At 56.7% G+C, this 23782-nt stretch carries 20 protein-coding genes and 1 tRNA gene; 9 read left to right on the top strand and 12 right to left on the bottom strand.

Going from position 1 to position 23782, the window contains the following annotated elements; genetic code table 11:
* The first annotated feature begins 52 nt into the window (after positions 1-52).
* Positions 53-2437 carry a phosphoketolase family protein gene (locus tag N5J69_RS17430; RefSeq protein WP_279771837.1) on the top strand — a complete coding sequence of 795 codons (2385 nt, stop codon included), beginning with the start codon at positions 53-55 and terminating at the stop codon, positions 2435-2437.
* Here the strand turns inward: N5J69_RS17430 and N5J69_RS17425 are convergent.
* Positions 2434-3021, bottom strand: a complete 588-nt coding sequence (locus N5J69_RS17425; RefSeq protein WP_279771836.1) for a LysE family translocator — start codon at positions 3019-3021, stop codon at positions 2434-2436. The genes N5J69_RS17430 and N5J69_RS17425 overlap by 4 nt on opposite strands.
* A gap of 134 nt (positions 3022-3155) precedes the next feature.
* Between N5J69_RS17425 and N5J69_RS17420 the strand changes: the two genes are divergently transcribed.
* Positions 3156-4643, top strand: coding sequence for a PLP-dependent aminotransferase family protein (locus tag N5J69_RS17420; RefSeq protein WP_279771835.1), 1488 nt, complete (start codon positions 3156-3158; stop codon positions 4641-4643).
* Here N5J69_RS17420 and N5J69_RS17415 read toward each other — a convergent pair.
* On the bottom strand, positions 4610-5233 hold the full coding sequence (locus N5J69_RS17415) for a glutathione S-transferase (RefSeq protein ID WP_279771834.1): 624 nt from the start codon (positions 5231-5233) through the stop codon (positions 4610-4612). The two genes, N5J69_RS17420 and N5J69_RS17415, sit on opposite strands and share 34 nt — an antisense overlap.
* Before the next feature lie 108 nt (positions 5234-5341).
* Here N5J69_RS17415 and N5J69_RS17410 point away from each other — a divergent pair, with 108 nt between their 5' ends.
* On the top strand, positions 5342-6190 hold the full coding sequence (locus N5J69_RS17410; protein WP_279771833.1) for a PhzF family phenazine biosynthesis protein: 849 nt from the start codon (positions 5342-5344) through the stop codon (positions 6188-6190).
* Positions 6191-6235: 45 nt separating this feature from the next.
* Here N5J69_RS17410 and N5J69_RS17405 read toward each other — a convergent pair whose 3' ends face one another.
* Positions 6236-6994: an SDR family oxidoreductase gene (locus tag N5J69_RS17405; protein ID WP_279771832.1), complete on the bottom strand. Its 759-nt coding sequence runs from the start codon at positions 6992-6994 to the stop codon at positions 6236-6238.
* Positions 6995-7109: 115 nt separating this feature from the next.
* Between N5J69_RS17405 and N5J69_RS17400 the strand changes: the two genes are divergently transcribed.
* The 3 genes from N5J69_RS17400 to N5J69_RS17390 all read left to right on the top strand — a co-directional run bounded on the left by N5J69_RS17400 (position 7110) and on the right by N5J69_RS17390 (position 10678).
* Positions 7110-8009, top strand: a complete 900-nt coding sequence (locus N5J69_RS17400) for a LysR family transcriptional regulator (protein ID WP_279771831.1) — start codon at positions 7110-7112, stop codon at positions 8007-8009.
* Positions 8010-8054: 45 nt separating this feature from the next.
* Positions 8055-9074, top strand: coding sequence for an inner membrane protein YhjD (yhjD, locus tag N5J69_RS17395; RefSeq protein ID WP_279771830.1), 1020 nt, complete (start codon positions 8055-8057; stop codon positions 9072-9074).
* A gap of 272 nt (positions 9075-9346) precedes the next feature.
* Complete coding sequence (locus N5J69_RS17390; protein ID WP_279771829.1) at positions 9347-10678, top strand: MFS transporter; 1332 nt, start codon at positions 9347-9349, stop codon at positions 10676-10678.
* 647 nt (positions 10679-11325) lie between these two features.
* Here N5J69_RS17390 and ilvC read toward each other — a convergent pair.
* Positions 11326-12801: a ketol-acid reductoisomerase gene (ilvC, locus tag N5J69_RS17385; protein WP_090967030.1), complete on the bottom strand. Its 1476-nt coding sequence runs from the start codon at positions 12799-12801 to the stop codon at positions 11326-11328.
* A gap of 162 nt (positions 12802-12963) precedes the next feature.
* Here ilvC and ilvY point away from each other — a divergent pair, with 162 nt between their 5' ends.
* Complete coding sequence (gene ilvY, locus N5J69_RS17380; RefSeq protein WP_279771828.1) at positions 12964-13845, top strand: HTH-type transcriptional activator IlvY; 882 nt, start codon at positions 12964-12966, stop codon at positions 13843-13845.
* Here ilvY and ilvA read toward each other — a convergent pair whose 3' ends face one another.
* The 6 genes from ilvA to ilvL all read right to left on the bottom strand — a co-directional run bounded on the left by ilvA (position 13846) and on the right by ilvL (position 20406).
* Positions 13846-15393 carry a threonine ammonia-lyase, biosynthetic gene (gene ilvA, locus N5J69_RS17375; RefSeq protein ID WP_279771827.1) on the bottom strand — a complete coding sequence of 516 codons (1548 nt, stop codon included), beginning with the start codon at positions 15391-15393 and terminating at the stop codon, positions 13846-13848. It lies immediately after the preceding gene.
* 2 nt (positions 15394-15395) lie between these two features.
* Positions 15396-17246: a dihydroxy-acid dehydratase gene (gene ilvD / locus N5J69_RS17370; protein ID WP_279771826.1), complete on the bottom strand. Its 1851-nt coding sequence runs from the start codon at positions 17244-17246 to the stop codon at positions 15396-15398.
* A 62-nt stretch (positions 17247-17308) separates the two neighbouring features.
* Positions 17309-18238, bottom strand: coding sequence for a branched-chain amino acid transaminase (locus N5J69_RS17365; protein WP_150015862.1), 930 nt, complete (start codon positions 18236-18238; stop codon positions 17309-17311).
* An 18-nt stretch (positions 18239-18256) separates the two neighbouring features.
* Complete coding sequence (gene ilvM / locus N5J69_RS17360) at positions 18257-18514, bottom strand: acetolactate synthase 2 small subunit (protein WP_008926359.1); 258 nt, start codon at positions 18512-18514, stop codon at positions 18257-18259.
* Complete coding sequence (ilvG, locus tag N5J69_RS17355) at positions 18511-20157, bottom strand: acetolactate synthase 2 catalytic subunit (RefSeq protein WP_279771825.1); 1647 nt, start codon at positions 20155-20157, stop codon at positions 18511-18513. Before ilvG ends, ilvM begins: the two co-directional genes overlap by 4 nt.
* Before the next feature lie 150 nt (positions 20158-20307).
* Complete coding sequence (ilvL, locus tag N5J69_RS17350) at positions 20308-20406, bottom strand: ilv operon leader peptide (protein WP_072101316.1); 99 nt, start codon at positions 20404-20406, stop codon at positions 20308-20310.
* A gap of 330 nt (positions 20407-20736) precedes the next feature.
* Between ilvL and N5J69_RS17345 the strand changes: the two genes are divergently transcribed.
* The gene (locus N5J69_RS17345) at positions 20737-22260 is read left to right on the top strand and encodes a YifB family Mg chelatase-like AAA ATPase (protein WP_279771824.1); all 1524 of its coding nucleotides are present in this window, start codon (positions 20737-20739) and stop codon (positions 22258-22260) included.
* Between the two features lie 25 nt (positions 22261-22285).
* Here N5J69_RS17345 and N5J69_RS17340 read toward each other — a convergent pair whose 3' ends face one another.
* A complete protein-coding gene (locus N5J69_RS17340) occupies positions 22286-22624 on the bottom strand; it encodes a DUF413 domain-containing protein (protein ID WP_098052058.1) in 339 nt (112 codons plus the stop codon).
* Positions 22625-22744: 120 nt separating this feature from the next.
* Between N5J69_RS17340 and hdfR the strand changes: the two genes are divergently transcribed.
* Positions 22745-23578 carry an HTH-type transcriptional regulator HdfR gene (gene hdfR / locus N5J69_RS17335; protein WP_010253571.1) on the top strand — a complete coding sequence of 278 codons (834 nt, stop codon included), beginning with the start codon at positions 22745-22747 and terminating at the stop codon, positions 23576-23578.
* Between the two features lie 122 nt (positions 23579-23700).
* On the opposite strand, the gene N5J69_RS17330 is transcribed toward hdfR, so the two are convergent.
* Positions 23701-23776 (bottom strand) — tRNA-Trp (locus tag N5J69_RS17330).
* Positions 23777-23782 lie beyond the last annotated feature (6 nt).

Raw genomic sequence — 23782 nt, 5'->3', positions numbered from 1 at the left:
TTCTCTATTAGGGTTAAGGCATCTTTTAGCTGAACGCTCAAGAGGAACCGGCATGCCTTACTCCCCTGCGTCACCGGAATTCACGCTGATCGACCGCTACTGGCGGGCGGCAAATTACCTCTCCGTCGGTCAGATTTACCTGATGGATAACCCACTCTTACGCGAACCGCTCAAACCGGAGCACATCAAACCGCGTCTGCTGGGCCACTGGGGCACCACGCCAGGGCTGAATTTTATCTATGTCCACCTCAACCGGATTATCCGCAAACAGCACCTGGATATGATCTACATCTGCGGGCCAGGACACGGTGGCCCCGGCATGGTGGCAAATACCTGGCTTGAGGGCAGCTACAGCGAAATCTATCCGCACATCTCCCAGGATGCGGCAGGTATGCAGCGCCTGTTTAAGCAGTTCTCTTTTCCGGGCGGCATTCCCAGCCACGCGGCCCCGGAAACCCCCGGCTCGATTAATGAAGGCGGTGAGCTGGGTTATTCGCTCTCTCATGCCTTTGGTGCCGCTTTCGATCACCCCGATCTGATTGTGCCGTGCGTCATCGGCGACGGCGAAGCGGAGACCGGGCCGCTGGCCTCCAGCTGGCATGGCATCAAATTCCTCAATCCTGAACGTGACGGCGCGGTGTTGCCGATTCTGCATCTTAACGGCTATAAGATTGCCAACCCGACGCTGCTGGGTCGCAGCAGCGATGAAGATCTGCGTCAGCTCTTCAGCGGCTACGGCTACGAGCCGCTGTTTGTCTGCGGAGATGAGCCGGAAAAAATGCATCCGCTGATGGCGGAGGCACTGGATAGCGCCTTCGCTAAAATCGCCGCGTATCAGCGCGACGCACGTACAGGCAACGCCAGTACCGACGTGCCGCGCTGGCCGATGATTATCCTGCGCAGCCCCAAAGGCTGGACCGGCCCTAAAACGGTGGACGGTAAGAAAGTGGAGGATTTCTGGCGGGCGCATCAGGTGCCGGTCGCGGCCTGCCGCGAAGACGACGGTCATCGCCAGATCCTGGAGACGTGGATGCGCAGCTACCAGCCCGATGATCTGTTTGATGAACAGGGTCGCCTGAAAACGGAACTGCAGGCGCTGGCACCGGAAGGCGATAAGCGCATGGGGGCTTCGCCTTATGCCAATGGCGGCCTGCTGCGTCGTGAGCTGGATACGCCTGCACTGGCGGAGTTTGCCTGCGATGTCAGCGAGCCAGGCAAAGCGATGGCGCAGGCTACTGAGCATCTGGGCCGCTATCTCAGCGTGCTGTTCCAGCGCAACCGCGATAATTTTCGCCTGTTTGGCCCGGATGAAACGGCCTCTAACCGTCTGACGCCGGTCTTTGACGTGACCAGCCGCACCTGGCTTGAAAGAACCGAGCCTTACGACGAGCAACTGGCACGGGATGGCCGGGTGATGGAAATTCTCAGTGAGCATCAGTGTCAGGGCTGGCTTGAAGGCTATCTGCTGACCGGCCGCCACGGGCTGTTTAACTGCTATGAAGCCTTTATCCACATCGTCGATTCCATGTTTAACCAGCACGCCAAGTGGCTGAAGGTGTCGCGTAAACTGGGCTGGCGTAAGCCGATCTCGTCGCTGAACTACCTGCTCTCTTCACACGTCTGGCGACAGGACCACAATGGCTACAGCCATCAGGATCCGGGCTTTATGGATCACGTTGCCAACAAGAAAGCGGATATTGTGCGCATCTATCTGCCGCCCGATGCCAATACGCTGCTGTGGGTTGGCGATCACTGCCTGCGCACCTGGAACCGGATCAATGTGATTGTTGCGGGCAAGCAGCCTGCGCCGCAGTGGCTGGATATGGACAGCGCCGTGGCGCACTGCGAAGCGGGTATGGGCGAATGGCGCTGGGCGGGCACCACGCCCGGCAATGAACAGCCGGATGTGGTGATGGCCTGTGCCGGTGATGTGCCGACCATGGAGACGATGGCGGCGGTGGATCTGCTGCGCGGGATGCTGCCTGAACTGCGCATCCGCGTGGTGAACGTAGTCGACTTACTGGCACTGCAGCCGCAGGACAAACATCCGCATGGTAAATCGGATGCGGACTTTGATGCGCTGTTTACCCAGGACAAGCCGGTGATTTTTGCCTTCCACGGCTATCCGGCGCTGGTGCATCGCCTGACCTATTCGCGCACCAATCATCGTAACTTCCATGTCCGGGGTTTCAATGAAGAGGGAACCACCACCACGCCATTTGATATGACGGTGCTGAACGAGCTTGACCGCTATCATCTGGCGCAGGAGGCGATTCTGCGCGTGCCGGGCCTGGCCGACGCTCATCCTGAACTGCTGGAAGATTTGCAGCAGCGTCTGGCGGAACATCATCGCTATGTCCGTGAACATGGCGAAGATTTGCCCGAGGTGCAGAACTGGAAATGGCCGTCGGCCACCGCACCCGGCGTGCCTGATTAAGCGGCCAGCAGGGCGTCGGTCAGCATCCAGACGGTGGTCGCCACCAGCGACAGCGCCATCAGGCTGTTAAACAGCTGACGCTTCCAGGCAATTTGCAGATGGCTGCGCAGGCGGTCGCCCAGCGCAGCCCAGATCAGGATGCAGGGCAGATTGAGCAGCATAAAACCGATCATCACCGTCAGCACGCCGCTGCTGCCGCTGTAGAGCAGCGCGACGTTGGTGGCCATCAGCCAGGCTTTGGGGTTAATCGCCTGGAAGCAGGCCCCCCCCACCATCGTCATCGGCTGCGGGCGGGTGCGCGCTTCCGGTGCGGCAGCGCGAAAAATTTTCCAGGATAACCACAGCAAATAGGCACAGCCTGCCAGCGTCAGCGGCAGGCGAATTGCCGCCATCCAGTGCAGCAATATCTCCAGCGCCAGGCCGGCAATGACCGTCTGCACCGCACAGCCCACCAGAATGCCGAGCACCATCGGCAGGGTACGCCGCATGCCAAAATTGACCCCGGAGGTCGCCAGCAGCAGGTTGTTCGGGCCTGGCGTAATCGACATCACGGTAACGTAACTGAAGAAAGAGGGATCGAGCATAGTGGCTCTCCTGAAAGTGGACAGAAGGCTATGCTACGTCGGGGAAAAAGATGGTAACAGTGACACACAATCATTATTGTTATGGTTACAGTTCCCGCTAACAGAAATTGTACCCATCCACACCGGAGGCTACTGTGTCCCTTGCTCCCACGTCCGATCAGCCGCTCTATCAGCAGCTGGCAGACAGCTTCGCTGAGGCCATCCATCAGGGCACGCTGAAACCGGGCAAACGCCTGCCCGCGATTCGCCGCGTTGCGCAGTCACATCAGGTCAGCGTCAATACGGTGCTTAATGCCTGGCAGCTGCTGGAAGATCGCGGGCTGATTGAGGCGCGTCCCCAGTCGGGCTATTACGTGCGCGGCGTGCTGCCCGCCGTAACCCGACACGGTCAGCATAAGACCCGGGTACGCGACCCCGGCAGCGGCAAGCTCGACCTGATCGACAAGGTGTTTGCGGCGCAGAATCATCCTGACTACACCAATATTTCGCTGGCCTGCCCGCAGGACAGCGAGCTGTTTCCGGCGGTGCGTATCGCCCGGATTACCGCCTCACTGCTGCGTCGTCATCCCAACATCATCGGGTGTTATGCGCTTCCGCCCGGTAGTGAGCGCTTACGGGAGGAGATTGCGCGACGGGCGCTGCATGCCGGGCAAACACTCACCGCGGATGACATCACCCTGACCCACGGCTGTATGGAGGCGCTACAGCTGGCGCTGCGGGCGGTGACGCAGCCCGGCGACTGTGTGGGGCTGGAGTCGCCCACTTACTTCTTCCTCTTCCCGCTGCTGGCTTCACTGGGCCTGAAGGCGCTGGAAATCCCTACCGATCCGCAGCATGGCCTGTCGCTGGATGCACTGGAGATGCTGTTGCAGGAGCAACGAATCAAGGCGCTGATTGCGATGCCCAGCGTGCAGAACCCGCTGGGCTGTGGCATGTCGCTGGAGAACAAGAAGCGGCTTGCCAGGTTAGTGAATACTTACCACGTTCCACTGATTGAGGACGGACTGTATGACGAACTGCAGTTCGACTGGCCGCTCTCGCCCCCCGTCAAAGCCTTTGATCACGATGGCTGGGTGATTTACTGCACCAGCTTCACCAAAACCGTGGCACCCGATTTCCGTATTGGCTGGACCGCCGCCGGTCGTTTTCATGACGCGATTGCCCGGCTGAAAGCAGTGTCGTCGATGGCCGAATCCGCCCTGCTCTCAGAAACGCTGGCGGAGTTTCTGGCGTCCGGCGGTTACGACCACCATCTGCGCACCCTGCGTCGTCGCTATGCGGCCAATCTGGATGAGGCGCGGGGTCTTATCGCACGCTACTTCCCGGCGGGAACCCGCGCAACGCTGCCGCGTGGCGGGTTTGTTTTCTGGGTTGAGTTACCCGGCGGCGTGAACACCACCGGGATGTTTGATCGGCTGCTGCAGGAGCAGATTTGCGTCACGCCCGGCGCGCTCTATTCGCTGAGTGAACGCTACAACCATGCGCTGCGTCTCTCCTGCTGCTATCCGTTTGATGCGCGCTACACCCGGGCGATTCAGCGCGCGGGCGAGGTCGCCTGTGAACTGGCGGGCGTGCCGTCCGGTGAAGCTCAGGGTGTACCGTTGCGGCCCCAGACGGTATAGCCACGACGTTCCGTCAGACGCTCATAATAGGTGCGCACCGCCGGATAGTCGGGATGTTCAAGCGGCGTTTCAAACCAGCGGTTCACCGCCAGGCCAATCGGAATGTCTGCCAGCGTGAAATTGCGTCCGGCAACGTAGCGACCGGTTTTTTCCAGCTGCTGGTTGAGAATGCTCATGGTATGCGCCCAGCCTTTGCTGGCCGCCGCCAGCAGACGCGGGTCCTGATGGGCCGGCGAGTTTCGCACCAGCGACATAAAGGCGTAACGCCATGAGGTATTGAGTTCAGTGGCCTGCCAGTCTATCCACTGATCGACAGGCGCACGCGTCTGCGGATGCAGAGGATAGAGCCACTCGCCGCCATAGGCGTTTGCCAGGTAGCGCAGAATGGAATTGGATTCCCACATCACAAAGTCATCATCTTTCAGAACCGGCACCATCGCATTCGGGTTAAGTGCCATAAATTCCGGCAGGTGCGTTGAGCGGAAACCATCGCCCCACTCTTCGCGCTGGTAATCAAGGTCAAGCTCATCACACAGCCATAATACTTTGCGCACGTTGATTGAGGAGGCGCGCCCCAGGATCGTTAGCATTCACAGTCTCCGGTAAAATCTTTAACTTATTGATAACGCTGTTAGCTGTTATAAGCAATCATTCGGCAGAGAAAAGGCCACACAAAACCCAATCAGCAAGGAGTCACAATGAAGGTCGCGTTTAAGCAAGTCGATGTGTTTACCTCATCAGCCTTTAACGGCAACCCGCTGGCGGTGATTATGGATGCTCAGGGGTTAAGCGACAGCCAGCTGGCGGCGATTGCCCGCTGGACTAACCTGTCGGAAACCACCTTTGTCCTGCCGCCTCAGCATGCGGAGGCAGACTATCGGGTGCGGATTTTTACCGTGGAAGGGGAACTGCCGTTTGCCGGTCATCCGACGCTGGGCACGGCCCACGCGCTGCTGGAGGCGGGCTGGCCAACCCGGACGCCGGGTGAAATCGTACAGGAGTGCGGCGTCGGTAACGTGACGGTGAAGATGGGCGAGGCAGGTGAACTGGCGTTTGCGGCACCCGCTGCCACCCTGACATCCTGGCAGGATGCGCTGATGGCAGACGCCTTAAACAGCGATGCGTTCGATCTGACACAAAGCCCGACGGTGGTCGATATGGGCATCCGCTGGCTGCTGGTGCCGATGATCAGCGCCGAAGCCGTGCTGGCGCTGCAGCCCGATGTGAGTGAATTGCAGCGCCTGATTAAACAGGCAGGTGTCTCAGGCATCATGCCCTTTGGCCGTCTGCCAGCAGGCGAGCCTGAGCAGTATGAAGTACGGGGCCTGCTGGTGGAGAATGGCAGCCTGACCGAAGATCCGGTTACCGGCAGCGCCAACGCCTGCCTGGCGCGTTACATTGCCGCGTCGGGACAAACCACGGCTTATCGCGTTCGTCAGGGAACGGCTCTGCAGCGTGCGGGTCGGGTGAATGTGACCTTTGCCGGTGAAACCATCTGGATTGGCGGCAATACCGTGACCGTCATCGACGGCACCATTACGCTGTAAATTCAGTGGCGTCAGCGGCGTGTCTGACCGTGACGCCGCCCGCCGTTAAATTCCCTGCCCGCCTGACGCTTCAATACGCTGCGCGGTGATCCAGCCGGTTTCATCACTGAGAATCGCGCTGATGGCATCGCCAATATCATCCGGCAGCCCGACCCGGCCCAGCGCCGTCAGTCCGGCAATCTGATCGTTGATCTCACGGGTATCCCGTACCCGGCCTCCGCCAAAGTCAGTCTCTATCGCGCCAGGTGCCAGGATATTGACGCGAATGCGCCGTTCACCCAGCTCTTTCGCCTGATAGCGCGTCAGGACTTCCATCGCCCCTTTCATCGACGCATAGGTTGCGGAACCGGGATAGACCAGACGGGTCAGACCGCTGGAAATATTCAGGATGCGCCCCCCGTCGTTGATCAGCGGCAGCAGCTTCTGGGTCAGGAAGTAAGGCCCTTTGAAATGCACATTCACCAGCGCATCAAATTCCGCTTCGGTGGTGTCGGTAAACGGCTTGTAGTGGCCGTGTCCGGCGTTGTTCACTAAATAGTCAAAACGCTCACGCTGCCACTGCTGTTGCAGGGCTTCTTTTACCTCTTCAACAAAGCGATCGAACTGACCGGTTTCGCCGACATCCAGCGCCAGCGCGACGGCACGCCTTCCCAGCGCCACAATGTCTTTCACAACCGCCTGCGCCTCATCGGCATGGCTGCGGTAAGTCAGGATGATATCTGTGCCTCTTGCCGCCAGTTTTAACGCGCCATTGCGGCCTAAACCACGGTTTCCACCGGTAATTAACGCTACTTTCTGATTCATCTCTCACACCTGTTGAAAAATTGAACACAGATTAAGGATATTCGCGATTTATTGATCTATAAACAGGGTTAAACGCGCATCACTGTTTCAATAAAAACAACAATCGGTGAACAACATGGACAAAATTCACGCAATGCAGGTGTTTGTGCGGGTGGCCGAAATGGGCAGTTTTACCCGTGCAGCAGAGAGTTTAGGCGTACCAAAGGGCAGCGTATCGCGACAGATCCAGGCGCTGGAGAATCAAATGGCAACGCGTTTGCTGCATCGCACCACGCGCCGGGTGCAACTTACTCAGGATGGCCTGGTCTATTACGACCGCTGCCTGGATCTCCTGTCGATGATTGACGATATGGACAGCCTGTTCCAGCACGAGCCCGCCTCGCTCAGCGGTAAACTCCGGGTGGATATGTCAGTGGCAATGGCCACCGGTTTTATCCTGCCAAGACTGCCGGAATTTTTGCAGCACTACCCGGGCGTCGAGATTGAGCTGAGCAGCAGCGACCGTCAGGTGGATGTGATCCGGGAAGGATTTGACTGCGTCATTCGGGTTGGCGAGCTCAAAGATTCGGGGCTGATTGCGCGGAAAATCGGGACCCATACCTTGATCAACTGCGCCAGCCCTGGCTACCTTTCACGTTTTGGTATGCCGATCCGGCTGGAAGAGCTGTCGCAGCATGCGATGGTGCATTACAGCCAGCAGCTCGGCCAGGCCTCACCCGGTTTTGAATATTTTGATGGCAGGCAGTGCCACTATGTTCATACCGGCGGCGTGGTGACGGTAAACAGCACTGAAACCTACCGCGCCGCCTGCCTGGCGGGGCTGGGGATTATTCAGGTGCCAGCCGCCGGGATTCAGACATTACTGGAAAGGGGCGAGCTGGTGGAAGTGCTGCATCGCTTTCCCGCCAGACCCATGCCAATCCATCTGCTCTATCCGCACCGGCGCAATGTGGCCCGTCGCGTAAGGGTGTTTATGGAGTGGCTGAGTCAGGTGTTGCAGGAGTACGTCACCTGAGCGGCTATACTTTGATTTTAATGATAAACAGGACAGTGAAGGTCTATGACAGACAAGCAGGAAAATCCGCAGGATACGCAGCCACAAAAGCCGCTTATCGATATTAAAACCGGCAATCACACCGTGGATGAGTCGATTGTTCGCGTGTCGCGCTTCGCCACCTGGTTTCAGTCTATTCCGGCGGTGGCGCATTTTATTCGCGCTCTGGACCGCTTTAATGACCGGCTCGGCAGTCAGTTTGGTGCGGCGATTACCTATTTCTCATTTTTATCGCTGATCCCCATTCTGATGGTGTCGTTTGCCGCCGTGGGTTTTGTGCTGGCATCGAATCCGGATCTGCTGACCAACATCATTAACAAAATCGTCAGCAGCATCAGTGACCCGACGCTGGCAACCACGCTGAAGAATACGGTGAATACCGCCATCCAGCAGCGTGCCACCGTGGGTATTACGGGTTTACTTCTGGCGCTCTATTCCGGTCTTAACTGGATGGGTAACCTGCGTGAAGCGATTCGCGCTCAGTCACGCGACGTGTGGGAACGCAAACCGGATGACGAAGAGAAGATCTGGAAGCGCTATATCCGCGATTTCCTGTCGCTGACGGGCCTGATGCTGGCGCTGGTCATTACGCTGTCGCTGACCTCAGTGGCCGGTTCTGCGCAGGCGACCATCGTGAGTGCGCTGGGACTGGATGGCATCGACTGGTTACGGCCTGCCCTGACCATTATCGCAACCTCGATTTCTGTTATGGCGAACTACCTGCTGTTTCTCTGGATTTTCTGGATTCTGCCGCGCCATAAGCCGCGCAAGAAAGCGTTGTTCCGCGGCACGCTGCTGGCGGCAATCGGCTTTGAGGTGATCAAGTTTGTGATGACGCTGACGCTGCCGAAGCTGGCGACCTCGCCTTCCGGTGCGGCCTTTGGTTCCGTGCTCGGCCTGATGGCATTTTTCTATTTCTTCGCCCGTCTGACGCTGTTCTGTGCAGCGTGGATTGCCACGGCTAAATATAAAGATGACCCACAGATGCCCGAAGCGGGCAGCGCGTCCCGCCACAAAGCCTCGTAATCCGTTAACAACAGCGGAAAATGTCACCCCTCGTCTATTTTTTCACCAGATAACAGGATGAATAGCTGAGGGGTCACTTTTATTTAGCCCTTTCTTAGAGTATCCCGCCACATATCGCCCGCTTTACCCCGGTATCACCCGGCATTCGTCGCACCACAGAAATTATCCTCTTTTTGCCCGCCGAAGCCAGACGCGGCGCGGGTTTTCATCATTGAATGCGCTCTGGCAGATGCGTAAGATTCTTTGTCTGTATTTACAAATAAGAAACAGTTATGCAAGCCTCCCTCACAGACACACTCGACAAACAGCAGGATCCCACGCCGGTTAACTCACGCAGTAAAGTGGTGATTGCCTCGCTGGTCGGCACGGCCATCGAGTTCTTCGACTTTTATATTTATGCCACGGCTGCGGTGATTGTTTTCCCGCACATTTTCTTCCCGCAGGGTGATGCTACCGTCGCCACACTTCAGTCGCTGGCGACTTTCGCTATCGCCTTTATTGCGCGTCCGATTGGCTCTGCGGTGTTTGGTCACTTTGGCGACCGCGTGGGCCGTAAAGCCACGCTGGTTGCCTCGCTGCTGACCATGGGGATCTCCACCGTGGTGATCGGCCTGCTGCCAGGCTATGAGACAATCGGCGTGCTGGCACCGCTGCTGCTGGCGCTGGCGCGTTTCGGCCAGGGGCTGGGGCTCGGTGGTGAATGGGGTGGTGCGGCGCTACTGGCGACGGAAAATGCGCCAGCGAAGAAGCGTGCACTTTACGGCTCCTTCCCTCAGTTGGGTGCACCGATTGGCTTTTTCTTCGCGAACGGGACTTTTCTGCTGCTCTCCTGGCTGCTGACCGACGAGCAGTTTATGCAGTGGGGCTGGCGCGTGCCGTTTATTCTCTCTGCCGTGCTGGTGCTGATTGGTCTGTATGTGCGCGTGTCGCTGCATGAGAGCCCGGTGTTTGCCAAAGTGCAGAAAGAGAAGAAGCAGGTTCGCGTGCCGATTGCGGCGCTGCTGGGCAAGCATCTTACCGCCACCATTCTCGGCACCTTTATCATGCTGGCGACCTATACGCTGTTCTACATCATGACCGTCTATTCAATGAGCTACGGCACCACGCCAGCGCCAGCGGGTCTGGGTATTCCGCGTAACAGCATGTTGTGGATGCTGATGCTGGCGGTGATTGGCTTTGGCGTGATGGTGCCGATTGCCGGTTTGCTGGCCGACCGCTTTGGTCGTCGCAAGACGATGATTACCATTACGCTGATGATTATCGCGTTTTCGTTCCTGTTCCCGACAATGCTCGGTTCCGGCTCGCAGGCGCTGGTCATGGCGTTTCTGCTGCTGGGCCTGAGCATTATGGGGCTGACGTTTGGCCCGATGGGCGCGCTATTACCGGAGCTGTTCCCGACGGAAGTGCGTTATACCGGCGCATCGTTCTCGTACAATCTCTCCTCGATTCTGGGTGCCTCGGTTGCGCCTTACATCGCGACCTGGCTGAATGCTAATTATGGTCTGCAGGCGGTGGGGCTGTATCTGGCGTCGATGGCGGTGCTGACGCTGATTGCGTTGCTGGCCTGTAAAGAGACGCGTCACCAGACGCTGTATGACGTTTAATCCAGTTGGATGATGGTCAGTGAAACCCGGCAGATGCCGGGTTTTTTTATGGGTTGGGTTTAGTCAATCTAAGGCTATTCAGGAAATATACATCGCCCCTAACGGCGAAGAAGTGCTGCCCAAAGGGCAAAAACAATCGCCTTGAGATTAGCCAGCATGCTCAGGGAGCATACGCCCTCCGCAAAGACGCGAAAGACGCCATCCATGGCGGGCTCAGCGCGGGCCATCCATGGCCCGCGATGCTTTGCTACAGGCGTATGCTCCCATCGCTTTAAGTGGATTAGTTGTCTGTTCGAAAAAAGCTGAATCGCGTTTAAAGGCTAGTGATATTCGCAGCAATGAAGAAGCTTAAGGACACAAGGAACACGGTCAGAAGAGGAAAGCGTTCCGCGTCTGGGACAAAAACGCCGGGAGCGTTTTTGAACAACGCAAAGCGTTGGCCCGTTTACGGGCGCACCTCAGGGATGAGGTGCGTAATCGCGCGGGACGAGCGGCCAGGGATTGGCTTAAGCGCCTTTCCGATCTGACCGTGTTGCCTGTGCAGGCTCTGTCTCACAGCGATACAGGCAGGCAGTGCAGGCAGTGTTCACAGACAAAAAACCCCGGCAAGCCGGGGTTTGTTTTGCTGAAAACTGTGTTGCCGGTTATTAGCCCGCGACAGCGATACGCTTCATGTCGGTCATGTAGCCACGCAGCTTGCGGCCAACGGTTTCAATCGGGTGCTGACGAACCGCTTCGTTGACGTCACGCAGCTGCGCGTTGTCGACCTGCGTGCCCTCAACCGCTTTACCCAGATCGCCTGGCTGCAGCGTGGTCATGAACTCTTTCAGCAGCGGCACCGCCGCGAAGGAGAACAGGTAGTTACCGTATTCGGCGGTATCAGAGATAACCACGTTCATTTCATACAGACGCTTACGGGCGATGGTGTTCGCAATCAGCGGCAGCTCATGCAGTGATTCGTAGTAAGCAGACTCTTCGATGATGCCAGCGTCAACCATGGTTTCAAACGCCAGCTCAACGCCCGCTTTAACCATCGCAACCATCACCACGCCTTTGTCGTAGTATTCCTGCTCTTCGATCTTGCCTTCATACTGAGAGGCAGTTTCGAACGCAGTCTGGCCGGTCTCTTCACGCCAGGTCAGCAGATTTTTATCATCGTTGGCCCAGTCAGCCATCATGCCGGAAGAGAATTCGCCGGAGATGATGTCATCCATGTGCTTCTGGAACAGCGGTGCCATGATGGTTTTCAGTTGCTCAGACAGCGCATAAGCACGCAGTTTCGCCGGGTTAGAGAGGCGATCCATCATCAGAGTGATACCACCAAACTTCAGTGATTCAGTGATGGTTTCCCAGCCGAACTGGATCAGTTTTTCTGCGTAAGCCGGGTCAGTACCTTCCGCCACCAGCTTGTCGAAGCACAGCAGTGAACCGGCCTGCAGCATACCGCACAGAATGGTCTGCTCACCCATCAGGTCAGATTTCACTTCTGCAACGAAAGAGGACTCCAGTACGCCAGCACGATCGCCGCCGGTTGCGGCTGCCCAGGCTTTAGCAATCGCCATGCCTTCGCCTTTTGGATCGTTTTCCGGGTGAACCGCGATCAGCGTTGGCACACCAAAGCCACGCTTGTACTCTTCACGCACTTCAGTCCCCGGGCACTTCGGTGCCACCATCACTACGGTGATATCTTTACGGATGCTTTCGCCCACTTCAACGATGTTGAAACCGTGCGAGTAGCCCAGCGCAGCGCCATCTTTCATCAGCGGCTGAACAGCCTGAACCACAGCGGAGTGCTGCTTGTCTGGCGTCAGGTTAACCACCAGGTCAGCCTGAGGGATCAGATCTTCGTAGGTGCCTACTTTGAAACCGTTATCGGTCGCTTTGCGCCATGAAGGGCGTTTTTCCGCAATCGCTTCGGCACGCAGTGCATAGGCGACATCCAGACCCGAATCACGCATGTTCAGACCCTGATTCAGGCCCTGTGCGCCACAGCCAACGATAACGACTTTTTTGCCTTTCAGGAAACTGGCACCCTCTGCGAATTCATCACGTGCCATGAAACGACATTTGCCTAATTGCGCCAGCTGGTTGCGCAGATTCAATGTGTTGAAATAGTTAGCCATGGGTACTCCGGTAAGGTTGTGTTTGCTTTTTTTGTTCAGGAACGGCGTATCATGCAGCGCCGCGAATGACCCCATCATATGACAGGAATTCTGTTGCTTAAATTGATATATTAACAACGTCACATTGCAATAAATGCAACACCACTCAGAGGCGACGCGAACATGGATTTACGGGATCTGAAACTGTTTCTTCATCTGGCAGAAAGCTGCCATTTCGGGCGCACTGCGCGTGCGATGCACGTCAGCCCTTCCACGCTGTCACGCCAGATCCAGCGGCTTGAAGAAGATGTCGGCCATGCGCTGTTTCTGCGTGATAACCGCACCGTGACGCTGACGGAAGCGGGCGAACGGCTGCGCCAGTTTGCTCAGCAGACGCTGTTACAGTACCAGCAACTGCGTCATGTCATGGATCTTAACGGCCCGTCGCTCAGCGGCGAGCTGCGCCTGTTCTGTTCGGTGACGGCGGCGTACAGCCATCTGCCCCCCATTCTCGACCGCTTTCGCGCTGAACATCCGCAGGTAGAAATCAAACTGGATACCGGCGATGCCGCGGATGCGGTGGAAAAAGTGCACTCCGGTGATGCCGATCTGGCGATTGCCGGACGTCCTGAAACCCTGCCCGCCAGCATTGATTTTATGCCACTGGGGCTGATCCCGCTGGTGCTGATTGCGCCCGCACTGCCCTGTGCCGTTCGCACCCAGGCCACACAGCCACAGCCCGACTGGTCAAACATTCCGTTTATCCTGCCGGTGCAGGGACCGGCACGGCGACGTATCGATCTCTGGTTCCGCCGCCAGCGCATCCCGAATCCGGTGATTTACGCTACGGTATCGGGTCATGAGGCGATTGTCTCAATGGTGGCGCTGGGATGCGGTATTGCCCTGTTGCCGGATGTCGTGCTGGAGAACAGCCCGGATCCGGTGCGTAACCGCGTGCTGATGCTGGAGAATGTGGAATCGGTCGCGCCGTTCGAACTCGGCATCTGCGTGCAAAAAAAGCGGCTCGGAGAGCCGCTGATCAGTGCTTTCTGGAGCCAGCTGTAATCAGTGGCCTGACAGGAAGAAGCGGAACGCCGGGTTCTGGCTTTCGTCATGAAAGTCGTAACCCAGATCGGTGAGATGCTCCTCGAAACGTGGTTCATCGCTGCCGAGTTCAAAAGCCGCCAGCACCCGCCCGTAATCGGTGCCGTGACTGCGGTAGTGAAACAGCGAGATATTCCAGTGGGTGCCCAGCGTTTGCAGAAACTTCAGCAACGCGCCGGGTGCCTCCGGAAACTCAAAGCTGAAGAGGCGTTCACGCAGCGGCTTAGAGGGGCGTCCGCCCACCATATAACGCACGTGCAGTTTCGCCATCTCATCATCGGAAAGATCCACCACCTGATAACCACCATGCGTGAGCTCGCTGATGATTTCGCTGCGCTCTTCCACACCACGGGTCAGACGGACGCCGACAAAGATGCAGGCTTTGTCCGCATCGGCGTAGCGGTAGTTGAACTCGGTGATGGAACGTCCGCCCAGCGTCTGGCAGAAACGCAGGAAACTGCCCTGCTGTTCGGGGATCGTCACGGCCAGCAGCGCTTCACGCTGTTCGCCCAGCTCGCAGCGTTCAGAGACGTAACGCAGGCCGTGGAAATTGACGTTGGCCCCGGATAACACATGCGCCAGCCGCTCACCTTTGATCTCGTGCTGCTGGATATACTTTTTCATGCCCGCCAGCGCCAGTGCGCCAGAGGGCTCCGCCACCGCACGGACATCTTCAAACAGGTCCTTCATCGCAGCGCAAATCGCATCGCTGTCAACGGTGATGATGTCATCAATGTAGGCCTGACAGAGCCGGAAGGTTTCGCTGCCAATCCGTTTGACCGCCACCCCTTCGGCAAACAGCCCGACACGCGGCAGATCGACCGGATGACCGGCGTCCAGCGCCGCTTTCAGGCAGGCGGAGTCTTCTGACTCCACCGCAATCACTTTGATTTGTGGCATCAGCTGTTTGATCAGCACGGCAACACCGGCTGCCAGACCGCCGCCGCCAACCGGCACAAAGACCCGATCGAGATGCGCATCCTGCTGCAGCAGCTCCATCGCCAGCGTACCCTGTCCGGCAATCACGGCAGGATGGTCAAACGGTGGCACGAAGGTATAACCGCGCTGTTCAGCGAGCTCTATCGCTTTAGCTTTCGCCTCATCAAAGTTGGCACCAAACAGAAACGCCTCACCGCCAAATGCGCGCACCGCATCAACCTTGATGTCTGCTGTTGCCAGCGGCATCACAATCAGGGATTTGATGCCCAGCTTCGTGGCCGAGAGCGCCACGCCCTGCGCATGGTTACCGGCTGACGCCGTCACCACGCCGCGCGCTTTCTGCTCTTCGTTCAGACCGGCAATCATCGCGTAGGCACCGCGCAGCTTGAAACTGTGCACCGGCTGGCGATCTTCCCGCTTCACCAGAATGGTGTTGCCGAGACGCGATGAAATTTTTTCCATAACCTGCAACGGCGTCACCTGTGCGACTTCATACACCGGTGAACGCAACACTGCGCGCAGATATTCCGCGCCACAAGGCGCGTCAGGTAGCGGTTGAGACTCGGCCATCTTTAGCCTCCCAGCTTGCTCTTATCGCGGACGGCACCTTTGTCAGCACTGGTCGCGAGTGAGGCGTAAGCACGCAGCGCAAAGGAGACTTCACGCTGACGATTGACCGGCGTATATGCCGCATCGCCACGTGCCTGCTGCTCTTCACGGCGGGCGTGCAGTTCGTTATCCGGCACAGCGAGTCTGATGCCGCGGTTAGGGATGTCGATCTCAATGGTGTCGCCATCTTTCACCAGCGCAATGGTGCCGCCGTTTGCCGCTTCAGGCGAAGCATGGCCGATAGAGAGGCCGGAGGTGCCGCCAGAGAAACGACCGTCGGTGATCAGGGCGCAACTTTTTCCCAGACCCATCGATTTCAGATAGGTGGTCGGATAGAGCATTTCCTGCATGCCCGGCCCGCCTTTTGGCCCTTCGTAGCGGATGACCACCACATCGCCTGCCACCACTTTGCCGCCCAGAATCGCTTCTACCGCATCATCCTGGCTTTCATAAACTTTGGCCGGACCGGTGAAGGTCAGGATTTCTTTGTCGACGCCTGCGGTTTTAACGATACAGCCATCTTCGGCGATATTGCCGTAAAGCACGGCCAGACCACCATCCTGCGAGTAGGCGTTTTCACGGGTGCGGATGCAGCCTTCAGCACGGTCATCATCCAGCGTGTCCCAGCGGCAACTCTGTGAGAACGCCTGGGTGGTGCGGATACCCGCCGGGCCAGCGCGGAACATATCTTTTACCGCCTGATCGTTGGTCAGCATGATGTCGTACTGATCCAGCGTTTCACGCATTGTCTGCTGCAGGATGTTACGGGCGCTGCTGTCGAACAGACCGGCGCGGTCCAGCTCGCCGAGAATCGCGTAGACGCCACCCGCACGATGCACATCTTCCATGTGGTATTTCGGCGTACTTGGCGCGACTTTACAGAGCTGAGGGACTTTGCGTGACAGGCGGTCGATATCAGAAATATTAAAGTCGATATCGCCTTCCTGGGCTGCCGCCAGCAGGTGCAGTACGGTGTTGGTCGAGCCGCCCATCGCAATATCCAGCGTCATGGCGTTCTCAAAAGCAGCCTTGGTCGCGATATTACGCGGCAGCATGTTGACGTCGTCCTGCTCGTAGTAACGTTTGGTCAGGCTGACGATGCGCTTACCGGCATTGATGAACAGCTCTTTGCGGTCGGCGTGGGTAGCCAGCAGTGAACCGTTGCCAGGCTGCGACAGACCGAGAGCTTCAGTCAGGCAGTTCATCGAGTTAGCGGTGAACATACCGGAGCAGGAGCCGCAGGTCGGGCAGGCAGAGCGTTCGATCTGCTCGCTGTCGGCGTCGCTGACGTTCGGGTTGGCACCCTGAATCATCGCATCCACCAGATCCAGCTTGATGATCTGGTCAGAAAGCTTGGTTTTACCGGCTTCCATCGGGCCGCCTGAAACGAAGATCACCGGGATATTGAGGCGCAGAGACGCCATCAGCATCCCCGGGGTGATTTTGTCGCAGTTGGAGATACAGACCATGGCGTCGGCGCAGTGCGCGTTAACCATGTACTCGACTGAGTCAGCAATCAGCTCACGCGAAGGCAGTGAATAGAGCATGCCGCCATGCCCCATGGCAATACCGTCATCCACCGCAATGGTGTTGAACTCTTTAGCCACACCACCAGCCGCTTCGATCTGCTCAGCGACCAGCTTACCGAGGTCGCGCAGGTGAACGTGGCCCGGTACAAATTGGGTGAATGAGTTAACCACAGCGATAATCGGCTTGCCGAAATCGTCGTCGGTCATTCCTGTCGCGCGCCATAAGGCACGGGCACCCGCCATGTTGCGGCCGTGGGTGGTAGTGGCGGAACGGTACTTAGGCATGCTCTATTTACTCCAGTAAGAATTCGCTCGCGGACGTCAGATGACGCCCGCGCTGTATCTGATTATGGGTTGACCGGATCTAACCAGCCCCATTTGTCTTCGGTTTCACCCGTGAACAGACCAAAGAAGGCCTGCTGGATGCGTTTGGTGACCGGGCCACATTTGCCTTCGCCCACCTGAATGCGGTCAACGCTGCGCACCGGTGTAATTTCTGCGGCGGTGCCAGACATAAAGACTTCGTCGGCCAGATAGAGAGATTCACGCGACAGGGTCTGCTCACGCACTTCAATGCCCATGTCACGCGCCAGCGTGATGATGGCATCGCGGGTGATGCCCGGCAGTGCCGAAGAGGTGAATGGCGGAGTAAAGAGCACGCCATCTTTGACTTCAAACAGGTTTTCGCCCGCACCTTCAGAGATCAGGCCATTGGTGTCCAGCGCAATGCCTTCCTGATAGCCATGACGACGAGCTTCGCTGCCCACCAGCAGAGAGGAAAGGTAGTTACCACCAGCTTTAGCAGCGGTTGGCAGGGTGTTTGGCGCAACGCGGTTCCATGAAGAGACCATCGCATCGATGCCGTTTTCCAGCGCTTCAGCGCCCAGGTACGCGCCCCACGGGAACGCTGCAATGATCACGTCAGTCGTGAAGCCGTCTGGCGGGTTCACGCCCAGGCCCACATCGCCAACAAAGGCCAGCGGACGGATATAAGCACTTTTCAGTTTATTCACGCGGATGACTTCGCGGCACGCTTCCATCAGCTCATCAACGCTGCTTTTAATCGGGAAGCGGTAGATTTTGGCGGAGTCATGCAGACGTTGCATGTGTTCACGATGGCGGAACACAACCGGTCCTTTGTGAGAGTCGTAGCAGCGGACGCCTTCAAATACCGACGTGCCGTAGTGCAACGCGTGGGACATGACGCTGACCTTCGCCTCTTCCCACTTAACCATCTCGCCATTGAACCAAATAAAGTCTGCTTTCTTCGTGCTCATTGTTATTCCCTCTCGCGGCTACGCGCGGATTTGTTGTGTTGTCTGTTGTTGAATCTGAACGCATGCAACGTCGATCAATTTGCTTAACTGCGAAGACAGTAAATCGACGGAGCGTTGGCTGGCAACGGTCATTTCAATATTAATGTTTTCTGCGTTGGCGACTGAGGCCATGTTCATAGAACAGACCTGAAAACCGCGATGACGCACGACGCGTAAAATGCGCTCTAATATTTCAGGGCGGAAACGGGCTTCGATAGACAATTGATGCTGGTTCATACGGTTTTCTCCATCATGTTTGCATTGCTGGCACCCGGCGGTACCAGTGGCCAGACGTTTTCATGCTCAGCAATTGCAACATGCAGGAAGTAAGGACCTTCGCTGTTCAGCAGAGCATCAAGGGCGGCGTCGACCTGATCTTTTCGGGTAATGCGCTGGCCGGGAATGTTGAACGCGCTGGCCAGCGTGAGGAAGTCGGGATTGTCGGACAGGTTGGTTTCACTGTAGCGCCCCTCAAAAAAGAGCTGCTGCCACTGGCGCACCATGCCCAGACGCTGGTTATCCATCAGTACAATTTTGACCGGCAGCTTGCCGCGCTTGATGGTACCCAGCTCCTGAATGTTCATCATGATGGAGCCATCGCCGGAGACACAGATAACCGTATCATCCGGGCGCGCAACCTGTGCGCCAATGGCAGCAGGTAAACCAAACCCCATGGTGCCTAACCCGCTGGAGGTGATGAAGTTCTCCGGCGCGCTGAATGCCATGTGTTGCGCCGCCCACATCTGGTGCTGACCAACGTCAGTGGTGACAACAGCATTGGCCGGTTTGCGATCGGAAAGCTGCTTCAGCAACAGCGGCGCATAAATCGCCTCGCCCGGGTGATCATAGCGCCATGAGTGGCTGGCTTTAAGTGCCTGCACCTCATCGCGCCAGGCGCTGATAGACAAAGGCTGGCTCAGAGCGGGCAGCAGTTCGTTGAGATCGCCCTGCAGAGAAACATGAGCGCGGCGTAATTTATTCAGCTCAGCAGGATCGATATCAAGATGGATCACGCTGGCGTTCGGTGCAAAGGTATCCAGCTTGCCGGTGACACGGTCGTCAAAACGGGCTCCCACTGCGATCAGCAGGTCACACGCCTGCACGGCCAGGTTAGCAGCTTTGGTGCCGTGCATCCCCAGCATGCCCAGATAGACGTTGCTGTGTGGATCCACACTGCCCAGCCCCTTCAGGGTGGCAACAGCCGGAATGCCGGTTTCTTCTGCCAGCGCCCACAGTGCCGGAACCGCCTGCGCCAGACCAACACCGCCGCCAACATAGAGCATCGGTTTTCTGGCCTGCGCCATCAGTGCTCGTGCTGCGTGAATCGCCTGATGCGGCAGCGCATGGGTCTCTTCTACCGGGACCAGATGCGGGGTGGGTTCACCTTGTGCAATCTGAATGTCTTTGGGGATATCAACCAGGACCGGACCCGGACGGCCTGACTGCGCCAGCGCAAAAGCCTCCGCCATGATGGCCGGCAGCTCATCCAGCGATGTCACCAGGAAGCTGTGCTTGGTGCAGGCCAGCGAAAGTCCCAGTACGTCGATCTCCTGAAATGCATCGGTGCCGATGAAGGCAGAGGTAACCTGACCAGTCACTGCCACGACCGGCACCGAATCCATCATGGCATCTGCCAGACCCGTGATCAGGTTCGTCGCGCCAGGACCCGAGGTGGCGATGCAGACGCCGGTTTTACCGGTTGAGCGTGCATATCCGATAGCCGCCATCACAGCGCCCTGCTCGTGACGACACAGTAGGTGTTCCACGCCGCCATCGTATAGCGCGTCGTATACCGGCATGATTGCGCCGCCTGGGTAACCAAATACGGTATCAACACCCTGCGCGCGTAAAGCCTGAACTACCCACTGTGCACCTGTCATCGCTATTCTCCTGTGTCCTGACCGGAACAACAGAATTTTATGCTACTGTTCATTGTTTGTTCCTTGTGGATTTACTGATATTTCCTCTGGTCGAAAAAAAACCCCCGGACCTTTCGGTGCGGAGGTTTTTTCGGATTCGAGGCTTGATTTTTAAGCCTTTCTTTCTCCAAGCGTTGCCCCGCACGGTAGGTTAATAACCACCACCACGCTAATCACGACCAGGCTAATCACTTGTAGAAGGGCTTTCATAGGTTGTTCAATTCTTTTTCGTGTTCGAAGTAATGCCTACAGAGTTATCATAGTCAGGGGGTATGACACAACTTTTTTTGCAGATTTTTTTGAGCGCGTGACGATAAATCTCAACCTATCAATTTGTAATACAAGAAATAATTACATGATGATAATTATTCATCACTTTAGTGACGTAATGATATTTTGATGAATTTGCGTGCTGTCGCGCAGCGTTTTAAAAAGCCATGAAAAAAGATTTGATGGTGTGTGCGATGGCCCGAATCGTGCTGATAATGCCCTCGCTTTTCCTGAACGCTGTCACCAGACTGACGGCAACAAGGAGCGAGTATGTCATTGTCAAAAGTTCTGACCCGGGCAGCATTGGGCGTAGAAGCCCCACTGGTGACTATTGAGGCGCATATCAGTAACGGCCTGCCTGCATTAACGCTGGTCGGTCTGCCGGAAACGACGGTGAAAGAGGCACGTGAACGGGTACGCAGCGCCATCATCAACAGCGGTTTCACCTTCCCGGCAAAGCGCGTTACCATCAATCTGGCACCAGCAGATCTCCCCAAGGAAGGCGGGCGGTATGACTTGCCTATGGCGATTGCCATTCTGGTCGCCTCTGAGCAGCTTCCTGCCGACAAGCTGACCCATTATGAGTTTCTGGGTGAACTGGCTCTCGACGGCGCACTGTGCGGTGTACAGGGCGCGATTCCGGCGGCCATGGTAGCCATTCAGGCTGGACGACAGCTGGTTCTCTCTGCGGAGAATCAGGCGGATGCCGGACTCATCCGTCAGGGATCGTCACTGGTTGCTTCTCATCTCAGCGACGTGTGCGCCTTTCTGCGCAATGAACTCACATTACGGACAGCCCAATCCCCCGATCATCAGGGCGACGCGCCTACAGATGATCTCGCGGATATCATTGGTCAGGAACAGGGACGCAGAGCACTGGAGATTACGGCGGCTGGCGGGCATAACCTGTTGCTGATTGGGCCGCCTGGCACGGGCAAAACTATGCTCGCCACCCGGCTGCCCGGCATCATGCCTTCTTTAAGCGATCAGGAAGCACTGGAATGCGCGGCAATCGCCAGCCTGGTGAACAATAGCAGTACCCTGCACCGACAGTGGCGTACCCGGCCTTTCAGGTCACCTCATCACAGCGCGTCTCTCTATGCGTTGATTGGGGGCGGATCGCTGCCACGGCCTGGTGAGATCTCACTCGCGCACAACGGCGTGCTGTTTCTGGATGAGTTACCGGAATTTGATCGCAAGGTGCTGGACTCTCTGCGTGAACCTTTAGAGTCGGGCATCATCGCTATTTCCCGTGCCCGCGCAAAAGTCACCTATCCTGCGCGATTTCAGCTGATTGCTGCGATGAACCCAAGCCCAACCGGACATTATCAGGGACAGCATAACCGCTGCTCACCTCAGCAGGTGCTGCGTTATCTCAGCAAGCTATCCGGCCCTTTTCTTGATCGTTTTGATCTTTCGCTGGAGGTGCCGCTGTTGCCGGGTGGAATGCTTAGTGGTCAACGCCCTGCAGCAGAAACGTCTGAGCGGGTTCGTCATCGGGTGGTCGCGGCGCGTGAGATTCAGCTCGCCCGCGCAGGTAAAATAAATGCGCATTTAAGCAATGCAGAGATTATGCGCTGGTGTCAGCCCGTTAAAAAAGATGCGGAGTGGCTGGAGTCAGTACTGGATAAACTGGGTTTATCTGTACGTGCCTGGCAGCGTATTTTGAAAGTGGCGCGCACCGTGGCCGATCTGGCGGGGGATGAAGAGATTCGCCGATATCATCTTCAGGAAGCAGTCAGTTATCGCACGATTGATCGATTAATGATTCATCTGCATAACAGCCTGCAGTAAAAAAGGGGCTTTCGCCCCTTCTCTGTTAATCGTCGCTGTCGGAAAAGTCTTCAACGGTATCCATCTGCGGTTTACCGCCAGACAGCGTATGAAAACGCTTAGGACGCTTGATGCGGGTCATATATTTAGACCATACACGTTCGGCTTCCGTTTGCGGCTCACGCACGCCACGACACACTTCAATAAACAAACGTTCTTCTTCGGTTGCAGGCTCACGCTTTGATAAATCCAGCTCATTAAAGGCGAAACCGTGGCGTTCAAGAAGCTGAGCTTCTTTAATAGTAAAGTCACCGTGGCGTGAGAAACCACGCGGGTAATGTTTGTTATCAAAGAAACGATTCTCTGTTGAGAAGCTTTCCGCCATGTTACACGCTCCTGATTTTCTAATGCCGTGCTGTTAATGGCGCGGAGTATTAGATAGGCTTGACAGAGTGTAAAACAAAACATTTAAATCTATACGACAAACATTTTTTGGGAGAACGCTGTGGATACGGAATTACTGAAAACTTTCCTGGAAGTGAGCAGAACACGCCATTTCGGGCGTGCTGCAGAAGCACTTTACCTCACGCAATCTGCTGTCAGTTTTCGCATCCGCCAGTTAGAAAATCAGCTTGGCGTTAACCTTTTTACACGGCATCGCAACAACATACGTCTGACGGCGGCCGGAGAGCGCCTGCTTCCCTATGCTGAGAGCCTGATGAGCACCTGGATGATGGCGAAAAAGGAGGTTTCTCACACGCAGCAGCATCATGAGCTTTCAATCGGTGCCAGTGCATCGCTATGGGAGGCTTATCTGACACCGTGGCTACAGACGCTGTATGAGAATCGGGAGAGCCTGCATTTAGAAGCGCGCGTGGCACAGCGACATCTGCTGGTTAAGCAGCTCCATGAGCGCCAGCTGGATCTGTTGATTACCACCGAAGCGCCCAAGATGGATGAGTTGACCAGCCAGCAGATTGGTCATATCTCACTGGCGCTGTTCTGCGCCCGGCAAAGCGAGAAGCGCGAAAAATATGATTACATTAAGCTGGAGTGGGGAGCAGATTTTCATCAGCATCAGAGCTACCTTTCCGGGGCTGATGATGTGCCAGTACTGACCACCACGTCGGCACACGTCACCCGTGAGCTGCTGCATACCACCGGAGCGTGCGCGTTCCTGCCCGACTTCTGGCAGAGTGTTTACAGTGAGTTGATGGTGATACCGGATACGCCCGTCGCCGTTCGTCCGCTCTATGCTGTCTGGTTGCAGAACAGCGATCAGCAGGCGCATATCCGTCAGTTGCTTAAATTCCCGATTCTGGTCAGGCAAAACAGCTAGAGAGATTGGCAGGCAGGGAAACAAACAGGGAAGATATGAGGCCAGTTAGATTTAGCTGGTTCTTCTTTTTTGCCTTTTTTAAGGCAAAAAAAAATCCTTTGCCGAAGCAAAGGATCGTTTTCTGGCAGGGGCGGAGGGACTCGAACCCCCAACACCCGGTTTTGGAGACCGGTGCTCTACCAATTGAACTACGCCCCTAATAGG

Origin of the sequence: Pantoea sp. GD03673 (genome assembly GCF_029844725.1) — a bacterium.
GTDB lineage: Bacteria > Pseudomonadota > Gammaproteobacteria > Enterobacterales > Enterobacteriaceae > Pantoea.
Note: the sequence above shows the minus strand (reverse complement) of the source record. Positions and strands in the feature narration are given on the sequence as shown.